This window comes from Glutamicibacter sp. NPDC090743, assembly GCF_044769125.1.
GTDB lineage: Bacteria > Actinomycetota > Actinomycetes > Actinomycetales > Micrococcaceae > Glutamicibacter.
In genome coordinates this window covers 387,364-402,993 of the sequence record NZ_JBIVXE010000002.1, presented here as the reverse complement: position 1 = coordinate 402,993, position 15,630 = coordinate 387,364, and the positions used below count along the sequence as shown (strand labels likewise).

The 15,630-nt window shown below is 63.4% G+C and carries 13 protein-coding genes; 6 read left to right on the top strand and 7 right to left on the bottom strand.

Annotated features, from left to right (window positions below; translation table 11 throughout):
* The first annotated feature begins 75 nt into the window (after nucleotides 1-75).
* The 4 genes from benC to ACIQTS_RS05300 all read left to right on the top strand — a co-directional run bounded on the left by benC (nucleotide 76) and on the right by ACIQTS_RS05300 (nucleotide 6,660).
* Complete coding sequence (gene benC, locus ACIQTS_RS05315; RefSeq protein WP_332594569.1) at nucleotides 76-1,611, top strand: benzoate 1,2-dioxygenase electron transfer component BenC; 1,536 nt, start codon at nucleotides 76-78, stop codon at nucleotides 1,609-1,611.
* On the top strand, nucleotides 1,608-2,414 hold the full coding sequence (locus ACIQTS_RS05310; protein WP_286134080.1) for a 1,6-dihydroxycyclohexa-2,4-diene-1-carboxylate dehydrogenase: 807 nt from the start codon (nucleotides 1,608-1,610) through the stop codon (nucleotides 2,412-2,414). Before benC ends, ACIQTS_RS05310 begins: the two co-directional genes overlap by 4 nt.
* Before the next feature lie 178 nt (nucleotides 2,415-2,592).
* Nucleotides 2,593-3,927, top strand: a complete 1,335-nt coding sequence (locus ACIQTS_RS05305; protein WP_402471859.1) for an MFS transporter — start codon at nucleotides 2,593-2,595, stop codon at nucleotides 3,925-3,927.
* Nucleotides 3,928-3,975: 48 nt separating this feature from the next.
* Nucleotides 3,976-6,660: a LuxR C-terminal-related transcriptional regulator gene (locus ACIQTS_RS05300; protein WP_402472146.1), complete on the top strand. Its 2,685-nt coding sequence runs from the start codon at nucleotides 3,976-3,978 to the stop codon at nucleotides 6,658-6,660.
* A gap of 258 nt (nucleotides 6,661-6,918) precedes the next feature.
* On the opposite strand, the gene ACIQTS_RS05295 is transcribed toward ACIQTS_RS05300, so the two are convergent.
* Nucleotides 6,919-8,478, bottom strand: a complete 1,560-nt coding sequence (locus tag ACIQTS_RS05295; protein WP_402471856.1) for a DUF222 domain-containing protein — start codon at nucleotides 8,476-8,478, stop codon at nucleotides 6,919-6,921.
* Between the two features lie 151 nt (nucleotides 8,479-8,629).
* On the bottom strand, nucleotides 8,630-9,130 hold the full coding sequence (locus ACIQTS_RS05290; RefSeq protein WP_400289832.1) for a hypothetical protein: 501 nt from the start codon (nucleotides 9,128-9,130) through the stop codon (nucleotides 8,630-8,632).
* 253 nt (nucleotides 9,131-9,383) lie between these two features.
* On the opposite strand from ACIQTS_RS05290, the gene ACIQTS_RS05285 reads away from it, so the two are divergent.
* Entirely contained in the window at nucleotides 9,384-9,725 is a 342-nt protein-coding gene (locus tag ACIQTS_RS05285) for a DUF1801 domain-containing protein (protein WP_402471853.1), read from the top strand.
* A 153-nt stretch (nucleotides 9,726-9,878) separates the two neighbouring features.
* Here ACIQTS_RS05285 and ACIQTS_RS05280 read toward each other — a convergent pair whose 3' ends face one another.
* From ACIQTS_RS05280 to ACIQTS_RS05260, 5 genes are all read right to left on the bottom strand, one after another.
* Nucleotides 9,879-10,031 (bottom strand): hypothetical protein, encoded by a 153-nt coding sequence (locus ACIQTS_RS05280; RefSeq protein ID WP_332594567.1) that lies wholly within the window; start codon nucleotides 10,029-10,031, stop codon nucleotides 9,879-9,881.
* Between the two features lie 117 nt (nucleotides 10,032-10,148).
* Nucleotides 10,149-11,006, bottom strand: a complete 858-nt coding sequence (catA, locus tag ACIQTS_RS05275) for a catechol 1,2-dioxygenase (protein ID WP_388024814.1) — start codon at nucleotides 11,004-11,006, stop codon at nucleotides 10,149-10,151.
* A 193-nt stretch (nucleotides 11,007-11,199) separates the two neighbouring features.
* Entirely contained in the window at nucleotides 11,200-11,478 is a 279-nt protein-coding gene (catC, locus tag ACIQTS_RS05270) for a muconolactone Delta-isomerase (protein WP_402471850.1), read from the bottom strand.
* Nucleotides 11,479-11,490: 12 nt separating this feature from the next.
* Nucleotides 11,491-12,612 (bottom strand): mandelate racemase/muconate lactonizing enzyme family protein, encoded by a 1,122-nt coding sequence (locus ACIQTS_RS05265; protein WP_402471846.1) that lies wholly within the window; start codon nucleotides 12,610-12,612, stop codon nucleotides 11,491-11,493.
* Nucleotides 12,593-13,504, bottom strand: a complete 912-nt coding sequence (locus tag ACIQTS_RS05260) for a LysR substrate-binding domain-containing protein (RefSeq protein WP_400289840.1) — start codon at nucleotides 13,502-13,504, stop codon at nucleotides 12,593-12,595. Before ACIQTS_RS05260 ends, ACIQTS_RS05265 begins: the two co-directional genes overlap by 20 nt.
* A 351-nt stretch (nucleotides 13,505-13,855) precedes the next feature.
* Between ACIQTS_RS05260 and ACIQTS_RS05255 the strand changes: the two genes are divergently transcribed.
* Complete coding sequence (locus ACIQTS_RS05255) at nucleotides 13,856-15,469, top strand: AMP-binding protein (protein ID WP_105662274.1); 1,614 nt, start codon at nucleotides 13,856-13,858, stop codon at nucleotides 15,467-15,469.
* Nucleotides 15,470-15,630: the final 161 nt, after the last annotated feature.

The following is a 15,630-nucleotide window of genomic DNA, read 5'->3' as shown; positions in this document are numbered from 1 at the left end:
ACACCCATTGGGCGGCGGGGCCAGTGCAGGCCCCGCCGAATCGCCCATCCCCGAATCCTGTGAAATGAGCATGCCATGTCCCACCAGGTAGCCCTCGCCTTTGAAGACGGAATCACCCGCTTCATCAAGGTCGGCGCGAACGAAACCGTCGCCGATGCCTCCTACAAAGCCCGCATCAACATCCCGCTGGACTGCCGCGACGGCGCCTGCGGCACCTGCAAGGCCTTCTGCGAGTCGGGCAAGTACGACGGCGGCGACTACATCGAAGAAGCCTTGACCGACGACGAGGCAGAGGCCGGATACTGCTTGCCCTGCCAGATGGTCCCCGAATCCGACCTCGTGCTGCAGATCCCGACCACCTCGGATGTCGCCAAGACCTCGGCCACCTCCTTCGAGTCCACGCTGAGCGAGATCCGCCGCATCTCCGAAACCACCTACGCCTTCAGCCTCGAGGTGGACAAGCGCGAAGACCTCTCCTTCCTGCCGGGCCAGTACGTGAACATCGAGGTCCCCGGCTCCGGTGGGCAAACCCGTTCCTACTCCTTCAGCTCGGGCCCGGAAGTGGACATCGTCTCCTTCCTGATCCGCATCACCGACGGCGGTCTGATGTCCACCTACATGCGCGATACCGCGCAGGTGGGCGACCGCATCACCTTCACCGGCCCGATGGGCAGCTTCTTCCTGCGCGAACCCAAGCGCCAATCGCTGCTGCTCGCCGGCGGCACCGGCCTGGCCCCGCTGCTGGCCATCCTGGAGAAGCTGGCCGGCATGGACAACCCGCACCCGGTGCACCTGATCTACGGCGTGAACACCGACATCGACCTGGTCGAACTCGATGTGCTGCAGGACTACACCCAGCGCATCGCGGGCTTCAGCTTCGACACCGTGGTGGGTGACCCGGACAGCGCTTCACAGAAGAAGGGCTACGTCACCAACCACTTCGAGCCGCAGCACCTGGCCGAGGGCGACGTGGATATCTACCTTTGCGGCCCGCCTCCGATGGTGGAGGGCGTGCGCCGCCACCTGGAAGCCGAAGGCCTCAAGCCGCAGAATTTCTACTACGAGAAGTTCGCGCTGGCCGTCGTTCCGGACGCCGAGCCTGCCGCCCCGGCTGCCGAGGCCCCCGCCGCGCAAGCCGCCGCCGACCAGGGCTACGAAATCGGCGAGGAGCACGCCAGCTTCGAGGCCCAGTTCGATGCGCGCATGGCCTTGGAACTGGCCGTCGTCGAGCTGACCATGGGCAAGCTGGCCGAGGGCCAGCTGGGCGAATTCAAGGTCCTGGCCGAACTGGCCGGCAAGACCCTGGACGGCGAGAAGTTCATCAACGCCGAGGAATTCACCGTCACCAATGACGCCTTCCACGAATTCCTGTTCAAGGCCGTGGGCAACGAGCACCTGCTGCAGGCCTACCGCCGCCTGGACGTGCCGGCGCTGATGGCCGCCGTGCTGCGCCAGGAGCACTGGATCGACGGGGCCGTGGACGCCGACCACCTGGGCATCGTCGCCGCTTTCGAGAAGCAGGACATCGCCGCTGCCCGCGCAGCGATCACCGCGCACAACCAGCACGCCAAGGCCACCATGGCCGCCGCTTCCAAGGCAGCGGCCCAGTGAGCGCCGGGCTGCCCGAGTCCTTCCATCCGGGCCGCTTTGCCGGCAAGGTCGTCATGGTCACCGGCGCCGCCCAGGGCATCGGCTGGTCCGTGGCCCGGCGCATCGCCGCCGAGGGCGGGGAAATGGTGCTCGTGGACCGCGCGGCGCTGATCCACGAGGTGGCCGGGGCCCTGCGCGCCGACGGCGCCACCGCGCTGAGCGTGACCGCCGACCTGGAAACCTACGAGGGCGCGCTGGCTGCGGTCACCGCCGCGAAGGACCAGTTCGGACGCATCGACGTGCTGGTCAACAACGTGGGAGGAACCATTTGGGCCAAGCCCTACGAGCACTACGCGCCCGAGGAGATCGAAAAGGAAATCCGGCGATCGCTGTTCCCGACCTTGTGGATGTGCCGTGCGGTCTTCGAGGAAATGGTCCAGGCCCGATCCGGAACCATCGTGAACGTCTCCTCGGTCGCCACCCGCGGCATGAACCGCGTCCCGTACGCGGCGGCCAAGGGCGGGGTCAAGGCCATCACCTCGGCGCTGGCCATGGAGGGCGCCGAGTTGGGCATCCGCGTGGTCGCCACCGCGCCGGGCGGCACCGAAGCCCCTGAGCGGGTAGTCAAGCGCGGGCCGGCGCCCACCGGCGAGCAGGAAAAAGCCTGGTACCAGGCCATCGTGGACCAGACCGTGGACTCCACCTTGCTCAAGCGCTACGGCACCTTGGACGAGCAGTCGGCGCCCATCGTGTTCCTGGCCTCGGATGAGGCCTCCTACATCACCGGTTCCACCCTCGCGGTGGCCGGAGGAGACCTCGGCTAGCGGCAGTCCCGGCACCGCAAACGCACCACCATGGAACAAACGGCTCGTGATCACGGGCCGTTTGTTCCATCCAGCACCATCCCGGCCGTGCTTCCAGCGCCGGGCACGTATTTTCCGGGGAACAACGAGGTTCCCCGGTCACCGCAAACGAACGGAAAAACACGTGAATACCAGCCCAATGACATCCAGCAACGCCGCCAATGGCGCCGTGCGCTGGGTGGTGGTGATCGCCGCCATCGCCCTGATCTTCGACGGCTACGACCTGGTGGTTTTCGGAACCATCGTCTCCACGCTGCTGGCGGACCCCAGCCAGCTCGGCCAGCTCGATGAAGCCGCCGCCGGATTGCTGGGCAGCTACGCGCTGCTCGGCGTGATGGTCGGTGCGCTGTCCACCGGCGCGATCGGCGACTACATCGGCCGGCGCAAGGCGATGATCACCGGCATCATCTGGTTCTCCGTCGGCATGGGACTGACCGCGCTGGCCTCCTACACCCTGTGGTTCGGCATCCTGCGCTTCCTCACCGGCATGGGCGTGGGCGCGATCGTGGCCACCGCTGGCGCGGTGGTGGCCGAGTTCGCCCCGAAGAACCGCCGCAACTACTACAACGCGATCGTCTACTCGGGCGTGCCGGCCGGAGGCGTGCTCGCCTCGCTGCTGGCCATGGTGCTCAGCGACGTGATCGGCTGGCGCGGGCTGTTCCTCATCGGCGCGCTGCCGCTGCTGTTCCTGCTGCCGATGGCCTGGTTCAAGCTGCCCGAATCCCCGCAGTGGCTGCTCTCCCGCGGCCGCGTGGCCGAAGCCCGTGAGGTGGCTGCGCGCACCGGAATGCTGCTGGAACTTCCCAGCGACGCCGATGCCGGGCAGCTGAAGGCCGAACGTGTCGGCTTCGCCGCGCTGGCCACCAGGCGCTACGCGCTGCCTACCGCACTGCTGGGCATGATGAGCTTCGCCGGACTGCTGCTGACCTATGGGCTGAACACCTGGATGCCGGAAATCATGCAGCAGGCAGGCTACGGCAAGTCCCATTCGCTGCTCTTCTTGCTGGTGCTGAACCTCGCCGCGGTCTTCGGCGGGCTGCTGGCTTCGGTGGCCGCCGACCGCGTCGGCCCCAAGCAGGTCGTGGCGCTGACCTTCTTCCTGGCCGCGCTGGCAATGGTGCTGCTGACCCTCAAGCTCCCGCTGGGCTTGCTGCTGTCCCTGGTGGCAGTGGCAGGTGTGGGAACCATCGGCACGCAGGTGCTGATCTACGGATTTGTGTCGAACTACTACCACAGTGCCGCCCGCGGGGCCGGGGTGGCCTGGTGCGCCGGATTCGGCAGGCTGGGCGGGATCTTCGGCCCGCTGCTGGGCGGACTGCTGCTTTCGGCGGGAGTTTCCCCGGGAACCGCATTCTATGTCTTCGCCGCAGTTGCTATCGTTGGAACGCTGGTCACCACCTGCGTCCCGAGGACCCGTTCGGCCGCGCAGCGCAGCGCGCAAGAAGAGCTGGCTGCCGCGGGAGCAGGGAAGTAGCAGCACATCGAAACGCAACGCGGCGACGCAGGAAGGCTGGTGAACGCCATGCTCAGTGCCCAGCAGGGCCAGGATGCGCTCATCGGCCTTTCCCGCGAAGTCCAGCAAACTGGCAGTACCCTGGCCGTGCTGAAGGGTCCGCGCGGCAGCGGCAAGAGCACCATCATCAAGGCGCTGCTAACCCGGTTGGCCAGCCAATCGGTGCAGCTGGTGACCGCCTCGCGCTGGGAAACCGCGCAGCCCGGAGCCGCCTTGGGCCCGTTGCTGCAACGCAGCCACGCAGGCTCGGCCGGGGCGCTGGGCGAGGCCTTGCTGGAATACCTGCGCAGGGAGGCGCCGCAACCCCGTGTGCTGGTGCTGGAAAATGCGCAATGGGTCGATGACCTCAGCTTCCAGGCGCTGCACTACGCATGGCGGCGCTTGTGCAATGAACCGGTACTCATCGTGCTGGTGATGCGCGACCAGAACCTGGCCAGGCTTTCACCGGAAACCCGTGAATTCCTGGCCGACAGCCAATTGCAGATCCTGCAGCTTCAAGTGCCCGATCCAACGCATGCGCGCGAGATCATCTGCGCCAGGACGGGGATCGACCTGCCGCCCATGGCCGTCGAGCAGCTGGTGGACTACACCGAGGGCAACCTGCAGGTGGTCATCGAGCTGGCCCAGGAGAATCCGGAGCACAGCTGGGAGCAGTTCGACCGCTGGCCGCCTGCCCCTCGCGCCCTGTCGTTGCACGTCATCGAGCTATTGGAGGGGTTGGAACCGCGGGCGCGGGCGCTGCTGGAAGCGGCTGCGGTGCTCGGCGCGCAGGCCCGGATCGACAATATCGCCAAGCTGGTGGGCGAGGATGATCCGCTGCTGCCGATCCAGCAGATTCTCGACTCCTCGCTGGCGCAAACCCACGGCCATAGCGGGAAGGTGCGGCTCGGGTTCGAGAACGCATTGACCCAAATGGCTGTCTACCATCAGATCCCGCTGAGCACCCGCATCCGGTTGCATGCTTGTGCCGCGGACATCGTCGAGGACCAGGGGGCCAAGCTGGGCCATCGGGCCGATGCGAGCATCCTGCCCGATGGCAGCTTGTCGATGGAACTGCAAGACTACGCGCGGTCCCAAGGCAAGCGGGGCGAGTGGTCTTCGGCCGCTACCGCGTACTTCAGGGCCATGCACTTGTCCCCGGAACCGATGCGCCGCGACTCCCTGCTGCTCAACGCAGTGGATGCGATTGTCGCCGCCGGCGAGCTGCCGCGGGCGCAAACCTTCGCGCATCAGCTTTCGAGTTTGGAAAGCAGTCCGGAACGGGACGTGCTTTCCGGATACATCTCGATCCTGCAAGGCCGCGCCAACACCGCGCAGCGCTGGCTGTCCAGTGCCTGGCAGAACGCGGTCCAGCATCAGGACAACGATGTGATGGCCGCGATCGCCCAACGCCAAGTCCTCGATTCGCTGTGCCGTTTGAAGGGGCAGAAGATCATTGACTGGGCTGAGCAATCGCTGCGCCTTGCCCAGGTGGGCAGCCCGCTGGCCATTGAGAATGCAGCCATCCAAGGGCTCGGCCTGGCGATGATGGGCCGGCCTGATGAGGGGGAGCAGGTCTTGATGGACCTGCTGGCCACCCTTCCGGCAGGAGCACAGCGCCAGCGCGCAGAAATGTCACTGGGCTGGGTCTACCTCGCGACCGATCGCGTGGAGCTAGCCCGGCACGAGCTCTCCGCAGCCAGCTCCACGGACTTCAGCGATGGTTCCCTGCGCATCTCGCTGTGGGCCAAAGCCTGGTCGGCGCGCGCTGAATTCCTCATGGGCGACTGGGACCAAGCGCTGGAGACGGTTCGATCCGCGCAGTCCCTGCAGGAGCGTTCTGAAATCCAGATCCTGCGTCCGCTGATCCAGCTGACGGCGGTGCAGATTCACGCATTGCGCGGCAATTGGGAGCAGGCGGATCTGCACCTTCGCAAGTCGTGGGCACGCACCGGCAGCTATGCCATTATGGAGATGCCTTACCGGATGGCGCGGGCCGAGATTGCCCGGGCGCAGGCAAACCATGAAGAGGTTGTGCGGACGCTGGAACCATTGCTTCGGCTGGACCGTACGCAGGGCATCGACCAAGCAGGTTTCTGGACCTGGCAGGATACATACGCCATGGCGCTAATCCGTTGCGAACGCCTGGATGAAGCAGAGAAATTCGTACAGCCGTTGCTGGAGAGTGCTCTCGCTTCAGGCCACCAGAGCGGAGCCGCTCGATTCCTGAGCGTGCAAGGCACCTTGCTGGCAGCCCGCGGTGATATCGACGCAGCCCGTTTGGCCTTTGAAGATGCCATCCGCCGTTTGGAAGGCATCGGGTCGGTCTACCACCGGGCAAAAATTGATTTCTACTACGGGCAATGCCTGCGCCGAGCCGGCAAGCGAGCCGAATGCGTTGCGCCGTTGACCCGTGCGCTGGCGATTTTCACGCACTTCGATGCATCCGTGTACATCGACCGCTGCACTCGTGAGCTCCAGGCAAGCGGAACCGGGATGCTGCGCAGGGAGAGTGCTGACTGGTCGACGCTGACGGCGCAGGAACAAGCCGTGGCCAAGCTGGTTTGCGAAGGTGCAAGCAATCGACGTGTCGCTGAAGAGCTGTATATAGGCACCAAGACAGTGCAATACCACCTGACCAAGATCTACACGAAGCTGGCGGTCTCAAACCGTACTGAGCTTGCTGCGCTGGCGCGTTTCGACCTTGAGGGATAGTGCCTTCCGACTGAGAAAAATTTTCATTCCCGAGGGCAGCAAAACCATGCGGAGTTCGAGTTGACCTGCGCGCTGTGACTGTAGATTTTTTTCATTCAGCACGAATCGCTTGAAGCGAACGCGGCCGGGATTCTTGATTCAGGCCGCGGCCAGCATTGCAACCGGACTCAAAGCCGTTGCTCCTACGAAGTATGGGTGGTGTGGTGGTGCTAGTGACTGAAAAAATTTATCACTCGAAATCCAAATCAGGTACTGGCACTAACTGGTTCCGGTTCCGGGCAGGCCCTCATCTTGGCCGAGCCCCAGTACTCGTCGCACTTCGGGGGTCAATTGCACCTCGCAGGCCGCAGCCTCCTGGGGACGTTGAGGACAACGATCGTTGACATGATCAAATTTCTCCACGTTGTCCACGCTCTCGGGAACCGTGATTGACCGCAGCCCGTGCGGAGATACCCACGTCTTGGAGCCATCCGGGCAAGCGAAGACCTTCCAGCCAAGCGCGTGCTTGTACATCTGATGCTGCTTGCACAAGAGATGGGTGTTCTGCCGGGTAGTGTGGCCGCCCTGTCCATACGCTTCGATGTGATCAATTTCCGAACGATCGGGCAGGCGGCGGCAACCAGGGAAACCGCAATGCTGGTCGCGGTAACGCAGCAAATCGCGCAACCCCTGGGAAGGCCGATATTTCTTGGGCTCCACATCAATTGCGGCTCCCGTCCATGGGTCGGTCAGAACGCGCTGGAACGACGGAGCATCCGCGGCGATTTCCAACGCTACGCCGATTGGGATCGGCCCGTAACCTTCCAAATCAGCGAGGGCGCGAGCGGGATTCACGAGCATTTCAATGGCTGGGATCGTGATGGCAACCCGTGGCTTCAGCGGCATGCCTTCCATTCCGGGCCAGCCATGCAGATACACGTCCGCAAGCACATCGGCTTCAACCTGCGTTTGCGTGCGCAGATCCTTGGAATCAGTGATCTGGGCGGCTGCCTGCTTTATCGAGTTGCGAATCGAATGGATGACATCAGCTCGGTGATGCAGCTGCAAGGTAGCCATGCCATTCTCCTCATTCCACACCTTGAGATTACGGGCTGCGAATGCGTTCTTCTGCCGGTTCTCTGCCGAATTGGGATTCATCCGGTCGTGAAAGCGACGGGCCCGCTGGTAGACGGTTTCGTCGCAGGCTGTTCTTGCCAGAGGCAGCAAGTTTTCCTCCATGCGGCCGACCTGCTCCGGGGAAAGGTCTTGCGAGTATTTGACGATGTCGTGGGCGGCCTTAACGGTAATCTCACCTGCAGCGAGCGCGGCAAGGGTGGCTTTGCAGGCGTGACGCAAGCCCTTGGCATGGAACATCCGTTTGCTGACTTTACGGACGGATTCGCGCAATGCGACAGCTGACTCAGCTACGAAATTGGAGTTGATGACCTGCTCGCTGCCACGGTCTATGCCATAGTATTCGGCACTCTTGCTGGCTTCGGCTTCTTCGTCTGGGGTGTGGGCATGCTCGGTGGCAATCAGGTCATTGAAGGACGCGCTGACCTGCTCGACTCCGTCTGCCAGCAAAACGCAGATAGCGGCTTCAACGCTGCTCATCAGGCGTTGGAGTTTCTTCAGGCGTTCCAATGCGTCTCCGGGCCCATCCACGGGGCCCGCATTGAATAGTTCGTCAGCAACCTGCTTGATGGGTCCGAAGAACAACTGGTGCTCGCGATGGGCGTCGAGTGCTGACGCTCTGTGCGACTCCATGCGGGTGCCCGGCGGGCGCAGTGGAAGGCGATGTTCATCGTCGTGATCGTCTAGATATGCGGGAATAGTCATAGTTAACGTTCGCGCAGATTATCGACAGTATCTTCTGGTTCGAAACCAATTGTGGATAAGTTCTAGAAAGTTTATGCGAATGCGATTAAGCGTGATTCCGGCGCGAAAATCGCTAGACCAGGGAAGGTAGTAATGGGTGCCGTGCTAGTTGCTAGTTGCTAGTTGGATGCAGGGGGCGCGGCGGACGGGTGAAGGCAGTTCGGATGCCACGGGCTGCCATGGCTGCGAGTATGGCAAAGGCGAGGACGCTGGCCATGTACAGGGGTGCGTCTAGATCCGCGGCGGCATCGGCGTTCCAATCGGCAAAGGTGTCGCCCACCGAGTTCATATTGGCGAAAGAAGCGAAGAAATAAGCCGGTGCGCCTAAGGCAATGATCAGGCTCCATGCGCCGATAGCCGCCCAGGCGGGCAGCTTGCGTCCGGCGGAAACTACCGGAACGAGCCAGGAGATGGCGAGAGCGGATCCAATGGCTGCGAAGACCCACCCTCCAAGCGAGTCGTAATTCTGGTCCATTGAGGCCATCTCGGAAATGGTTTCATCGAGGGGAAGCCCACTTGCTGCGGTCACGGCCCAATTGTTCATGAGCAGTGAGCCGTAAGCCGCGTAAGCCACGATCATGGCGAACCCGGAGATAGCTAGAAGTTTACGCATGTCAGTAGCCTAACAGTGCGCTAGTCAACTCGGTGGGATAACCAATAAGCGTATGAGCTGGACGTCCGTGCTACGTCCTTGCACGATCAAGCTGTCCTGATGCCAGCTGTCTGTATTCCAGTGCAAGAATCCGTGAAGCAGATGCCCTTAGTCGGTAAGGTGCATTATGTGCCGATCGGGAGCCCAAAGCGATCGCGCGAGCGATACCACCCAGCGCCGCAACGCAGCGCCAACCGTTAGAAGGAGACTAGGGATGATCTTCACCAAAAAAGGCGACGCCGCAGTTCTGGCCAAGCTCAGCACAGCTCCAGCACCCTATCGCGAGATTGCCGAACGGCTTCACGCCATAATCATGCAGAGCGCACCATCGCTGGAGCCGATCGTCCGCTGGGGACTTCCGTTTTACGTCCGGGATGGCAAAGACGTCTGCTACATCAAGCCTGACAAGGACTTCGTAGCTTTCGGTTTTGGAGAAGTCGTGAATCCAGCCTACGAGGAAGGCTCCCACATGCATCCAGTTGCATGGACTATCACCTCGCTGGATTCTGCAACGGAAGACAGGATCCGGGAACTGGTGAAGAAGGCCGCGGGCTGATCCCGAGCAAGCTAGCTGGCCGCCAGATGAACAGTGCGCCCGCTGCAGGCAGCCGCATTGCCTGGAGTCAGTCCGCAAGTGCGCCGAAGGTCCCGTCAGCGCCATTGCTGTCGGGACCTTCGGCTTTGCGTCGGTAGTACTGAGGGCAAAAGCCTAGGCGGCAAGCATCGAGATGCCGTGCTCCTCTTCTGGCATCCATCCGGTCCAGGCCCAGTGGTTCTGGGGTTCACTGGCATCGGCAGCTCGGTGCGCGATGGATTGGGGCTGGAACTTCCCGGCTGGATCGTTCAGTGTTGAAGCATTCATGCTGCACTCCCATTGGATTGGCGGGTGTTCGCCCGTTCGTCGAGGTTCCGGGTACGGCAACGGCGGGGGTCCGGCCAATGCTGCCGGGACCCCCGCCGTGTTGAGGCGCGCTGGGGCTTACTTCACAGGGTCGAGCACGAAGTCGTAGGTGACCTGCTTGCCGTTGCCCGATGCTGCTGGCTGCACGTCGAGCATCAGTTCCGGCTTCACCGCGGTGGCGATGTCGTCGTCGTTGTGCGCATCGCCCGGGAAGTACAGCTGGGCGGTGAGCAGCTCGTGGCCCTCGGCGGAGACCTTCAGGTGCAGGTGCGCTGGGCGCCACGCGTGCCAGCCGGCGGCGGCGATCAGCTGGCCGCAGGCGCCGTCGGTCGGGATCTGGTACGGGGCTGGCTGCATGGTGTTGATCTGGAAGTTGCCTTCCTCGTCAGCAATGAAGGTGCCGCGCAGGTTCCACTCGGGGATGCCAGGGGCGAACTGCGAGTAGAAGCCCTCTTCGTCTGCGTGCCACAGCTCGATCTTGGCATTCTTCAGCGCCGAGCCGTCGGTGGAGCGAACCTGGCCCTGGAAGAGCAGGTTGGTGCCCTTCTCGTCCTCGCGCATCGAGATGGTGGCAGGGGTGTTCTGCGAAGGCGCTTCGGGGACGTAGTAAGGGCCTTCGATCGAGCCCTTGTTGCCTTCACGGTGGTCGGTGGCGACCTCTTCCACCGAGTGCTCCAGCCACACGTCCAGGAACAATGGCCATTCGCCGTCGTCGCCAACCTTGATCAACCATGCCTTCAGGGCATTGAACTCGTCGTAGCTCACGCGCTCTTCGAGAATGATGTCGTTTGCGGCCTTGACGAGCTTGGAAGCAAGCATGTTCACGCGCTCGGTGGAGGTCGCGATGCTGCCGAGCTTGCCGGAGTTGCGGAAGCTGTCGGTGGCGGCGTTGCCGGACTTGGCTGCAGTTGCGTCTGCTGGAGTTTCAGTGGTCATGGTGACTCCCCTAAATTATGTGGTGTGGCGGATGCGGATCCATACTGTGACCCCCATCATCCCGGGTGATTGATATTCAATGTAGTGCAGCGTCTATGCCAAGTGAAATACTCATTTGACGGTCATTGGAACGTTTTGAATATCAATGCTTGTGGGCTGGGACACGGAGGGAATCCGCCGGTCCGGAAAAGTCCTAGGCCAGCGAATTCGGATGCTTGGCCAGCGCGGTGACCTCGATCTTCATGTACGGGTACATCGGGAAGCCGCTGAGGATTTCGTGCAGTTCATCGTTGGATTCGACGTTGTACAGCGAGTGGTTCGCGTACTCGCCGACCACGCGCCAGATGCCCTGCATCTTGCCGCTGCGCTGCAGGCTTGCGGAGTACTCCTTTTCCCGGGCCTGGAAGTCAGCGACCTGCTCATTGGTCAGGTGGTCCGGGAAAACAACGTCCATACGGGCGAGGAACAACATGGGGGATCTCCTTTAGTTCGAGGTGGAAAGCACGTGGTCCTGGCGGTAACGCGCCAGCTTGGATTCGTCGATCGCCGCTCCCACGCCGGGCACGGTGCGCACCGGAATGCGGCCGTCGACGATCTGCAGTGGTTCGGCCAGCAGGTCATCGGCCATATCCAGGAAGTTGGACAGTTCGCCGGCACGGCGGCTGGTGGCTTCGAAGGCGGCGCCGAAGGTGACGGTGGCCAGCGAGCCGACCTGGGTGTCGATCTGATTGCCCATGGTGACGTCCACGCCCAGTCCGGTGCACAGGCCCAGGATCTCGGTGGCTTCGGTGAAGCCCGAACGGGCGGTCTTGATGCAGATCGCGTTGGCGCCGCCAGAGAGCAGCTCGCGCGAGACATCGCCGGCGGTCGGTACCGATTCGTCGGCGACGATCGGGATCGGGGAGCGCTCGACCAGCCGGCGGCGGCTCATCGCTTCCTTGGCATCGCACGGTTCTTCGAGCATGGTCAGGCCAAGGCCCTCGGTCTGGCGCAGTACTTCCATGGACTCGTTGGCACTCCAGCCGCGGTTGGCGTCCAGGTAGAGCTCCACGTCCTCGCCCAGGCCTTCGCGCAGCACGCGGCAGGCTTCGATATCCAGCGCCAGCGGGCGGCGGCCGACCTTGAGCTTGAAGGTGGTGATGCCGTACTGCTCGCCGAAGCGCAGGGCCTCATCGAGCAGTTCCTGCGCCGGGCGAAAGCCGAGCATGTGGCTCACGCGCATCGAGTCGGTGAACCCGCCGAGCAGCTTGTGCACCGGGGTGCCCAGCGCCTGGCCGATGGCGTCCCAGACGGCGATGTCCAGCGCGCCCTTGGCCACCTGGTTGTGGATGGTCCGATCCAGCACCTGGCGGATCTTCGCGCGGTCCATGATGTCCACGCCGATCAGCTGCGGGGCGAAGACATCCTGCACGATCGCGACGATGGACTTCTGCGTCTCGCCGTAGGTGTACGGGCGCGGCGGGGCGTCGGCGGTGCCGATCACGCCTTCGTCGGTGTGCACGCGGATGAGCACGTGCTCGGCGGTGTGCACCTCGCCGCTGGCAAAGCGCAGCGGGTGGTTGTAGGGGATGGCGTAGGGGATTGTTTCAATCCGCTGGATTCGCATCGGGGTCCAGCCTTTCTAGGGGGTTGAGCAATGTGCAAAGTTCCAGGAAGTTGCGCACCAGCGCAGACTCGTTGCCGGCCTTCCAGGCGATCGCCAGGTCGACTGCCGGTGCGTTGCGCAGCGGCCGGAAGGTGATCCGGTTGCTGTGCGGCAGGTAGTGCGTGGTGGGCAGCAACCCGATGCCCAGGCCCGCGGCGACGAAGGTGAGCAGGGTGGAAGTCTCGCTGGCCACCTGCGCGATCTGCGGGGCGAAGCCCACGCGGCGGCAGGAGTCCATGATGATGTTGTTCACCGCGGAGGATGGCGGGTAGCAGATGAACTTCTCGCCAGCCAGCTGTTCCAGGTCCAGCTCATCGTGGGCGGCGAGCGGGTGGCCCAGCGGCAGCGCCACGGCCAGGTGGTCGCGGTCCAGCAGCATGTAGTCCACCTCGGTGCCGCGCACCGGCGGGCGCAGGATGGCCAGGTCCAGGCGTCCTTCGACCAGTCCCTCGACCATCTGCGGGGTGAGCATTTCGCCCTGCACGTTCAGCTGCAGGCCCGGCATCTGCTGGGAGCTGGCTTCGATGAGCTTGGGCATGATGCGCGAGGTGGCGCTGCCGGTGGAACCCAGTCGCAGCACGCCCAGCGCGCCTTGGCCCACGGTGCGCACATCGCGGGAGAGCTGGTCGAGCTCTGCGAGCAGGATGCGTCCGCGGCGCAGCAGCAGCTCGCCGGCGTTGGTCAGTTCCACCTTGCGCGTGGTGCGGATCAGCAGCTGGGTATCCAGGGTCTCTTCGAGCTGCTTGATCTGCTGGGAGAGCGGGGGCTGCGCGATATGCAGGCGCGCCGCTGCGCGGCCGAAATGGCGTTCTTCGGCGACGGCGACAAAGTAGCGAAGTAGTCTCGTGTCCATGGTGCTCCGATCGTCGGACCGCGCGTCGAATGCGCAGAAGACGCTTGCTGGCAACTCTAACGCGGCGGTCCAAGAGGGTGAAATACTTATTCTGGGTCGATTGAGAGTCTACAAGTATGAATGACTGGGCCGCACTGTATTCAACGATTGATTTCCAGGCTTGAATCATGCCGGGAGGCACTGGACTGCCACGGGCCCCATGTGGCCCCATGCCGCCACTTGGCCACCGGCGCGGCTCCTTCCTGGCGCTTGGCAGCGGGACAGCTCGCGGCTAGGGTGTGAATGTGACGCTGGGCACATGTTTCGTGTCCCCGCCAATTCCGACGAGGCGATCCATGAAGGGGTACGCAGATGAAGGCTTATGCCCAGGGCGAGAGCGGACCGCAGCTGATCGAAGAGACGATCGGAGCGAACTTCGAACGCACCACTGCCCGCTTCGGGCCGGCAGAAGCACTGGTCGAAGCGGCCAGCGGACGGCGTTGGTCATGGAGTGAACTGGATGCGCAGATCAACTCCCTGGCCAAGGGCCTGCTGGCCGCCGGCCTGGAGGCGGGAGACCGGGTGGGCATCTGGGCACCTAACTGCGCGGAATGGGTATTCGCGCAGTACGCCACCGCGAAGATCGGCGTCATCCTGGTCAATGTCAATCCTGCCTACCGCACCCACGAATACGCCTACGCGGTCAACCACTCCGGGGTGCGCCTGCTGCTGGCGGTCTCCGAATTCAAGACCAGCAACTACCGTTCGATGGTGGAGGCGACCCGCGCCGACACCCCGAGCCTCGAACGCGTGGTCTACGTGGACACCGGGGACTTCGCCCAATTGCTGGGCGAGGGCGAGCAGGTCAGCGACGAGGAGCTGGCCCGGCATCTGGCGGCCACCAAGCCCGGGGACCCGATCAACATCCAGTACACCTCGGGCACCACCGGCTACCCCAAGGGCGCGGTGCTCAGCCACCGCAACATCCTGAATAACGGCTACCAGGTCACCGGCATGATCGATCTGGACGAGCATGACCGGCTGTGCATCCCGGTACCGTTCTACCACTGCTTCGGCATGGTGATGGGCAACCTGGGCTGCACCTCCCGGGGCGCGACCATCGTCATCCCGGCCCCGGGCTTCGACGCCGAAACCACGCTGCGGGTGGTGGCGGAGGAGAAATGCACGGGCCTGTACGGGGTGCCCACGATGTTCATCGCCATGCAGAACCTCTCCAATTTCAAGGACTACGACCTTTCGTCGCTGCGCACCGGCATCATGGCCGGATCCATCTGCCCGGTCGAGGTGATGCGCCGCTGCATCGACGAGATGGGCATGGACGGGGTGTCCATCGCCTACGGCATGACCGAGACCTCGCCGGTCTCCTGCCAGACCCGCAGCGACGACGATATCGAGCGCCGCACCTCCACCATCGGCCGGGTGCACCCGCATGTGGAAATCAAGGTGGTGGACCCGGTGAGCGGCGAAACCCTGCAGCGCGGGGAAACCGGCGAATACTGCACCCGCGGCTACTCGGTGATGCTCGGCTACTGGAACGACGAAGACAAGACCCGGGCGGCCATCGACGACGAAGGCTGGATGCACACCGGCGACTTGGCGGTGATGCGCGAGGACGGGTGCTGCACCATCGTGGGCCGCATCAAGGACATGGTGATCCGTGGCGGGGAGAACATCTACCCGGCGGAAATCGAGGAATTCCTCTACAAGCATCCGGATATCGAGGACGTGCAGGTGGTCGGGGTGCCCGATGAGAAGTACGGCGAGGCGATCTGCGCCTGCATCCGCATGAGGGACGGCCGCGAACCCCTGGACGTTGCGGCCATCGGCGAATATTGCACCGGGCATCTGGCGCATTACAAGATCCCCGCCTACGTGCAGATCCTGCAGGATTTCCCGACCACCGTCACCGGGAAGATCCGCAAGAACCAGCTGCGCGAGGATGCGGCGAAAGTGCTCGAACTGTAGCCAAATGCCACCAGGCAGGGCGCAAGGCACAGCGTTGCTTTGGGTGGAGGTGACCTTGGACATAAATACTGCGTCGATGATTTTTCCGACTGCTAGTTTTCCAAGTAGCTTGCCTTGGGCAAGCCTGGCATGATTTGCTGATCCAGATCAGGTCCAGGCCA

Bases quoted from the DNA above. Each gene is read 5' to 3' on its own strand.
- benC (WP_332594569.1), top strand. From the start codon at position 76: ATGTCCCACCAGGTAGCCCTCGCCTTTGAAGACGGAATCACCCGCTTC.
- ACIQTS_RS05305 (WP_402471859.1), top strand. From the start codon at position 2,593: ATGACATCCAGCAACGCCGCCAATGGCGCCGTGCGCTGGGTGGTGGTG.
- ACIQTS_RS05300 (WP_402472146.1), top strand. From the start codon at position 3,976: ATGCTCAGTGCCCAGCAGGGCCAGGATGCGCTCATCGGCCTTTCCCGC.
- ACIQTS_RS05295 (WP_402471856.1), bottom strand. From the start codon at position 8,478: ATGACTATTCCCGCATATCTAGACGATCACGACGATGAACATCGCCTT.
- ACIQTS_RS05290 (WP_400289832.1), bottom strand. From the start codon at position 9,130: ATGCGTAAACTTCTAGCTATCTCCGGGTTCGCCATGATCGTGGCTTAC.
- ACIQTS_RS05285 (WP_402471853.1), top strand. From the start codon at position 9,384: ATGATCTTCACCAAAAAAGGCGACGCCGCAGTTCTGGCCAAGCTCAGC.
- ACIQTS_RS05280 (WP_332594567.1), bottom strand. From the start codon at position 10,031: ATGAATGCTTCAACACTGAACGATCCAGCCGGGAAGTTCCAGCCCCAA.
- catA (WP_388024814.1), bottom strand. From the start codon at position 11,006: ATGACCACTGAAACTCCAGCAGACGCAACTGCAGCCAAGTCCGGCAAC.
- catC (WP_402471850.1), bottom strand. From the start codon at position 11,478: ATGTTGTTCCTCGCCCGTATGGACGTTGTTTTCCCGGACCACCTGACC.
- ACIQTS_RS05265 (WP_402471846.1), bottom strand. From the start codon at position 12,612: ATGCGAATCCAGCGGATTGAAACAATCCCCTACGCCATCCCCTACAAC.
- ACIQTS_RS05260 (WP_400289840.1), bottom strand. From the start codon at position 13,504: ATGGACACGAGACTACTTCGCTACTTTGTCGCCGTCGCCGAAGAACGC.
- ACIQTS_RS05255 (WP_105662274.1), top strand. From the start codon at position 13,856: ATGAAGGCTTATGCCCAGGGCGAGAGCGGACCGCAGCTGATCGAAGAG.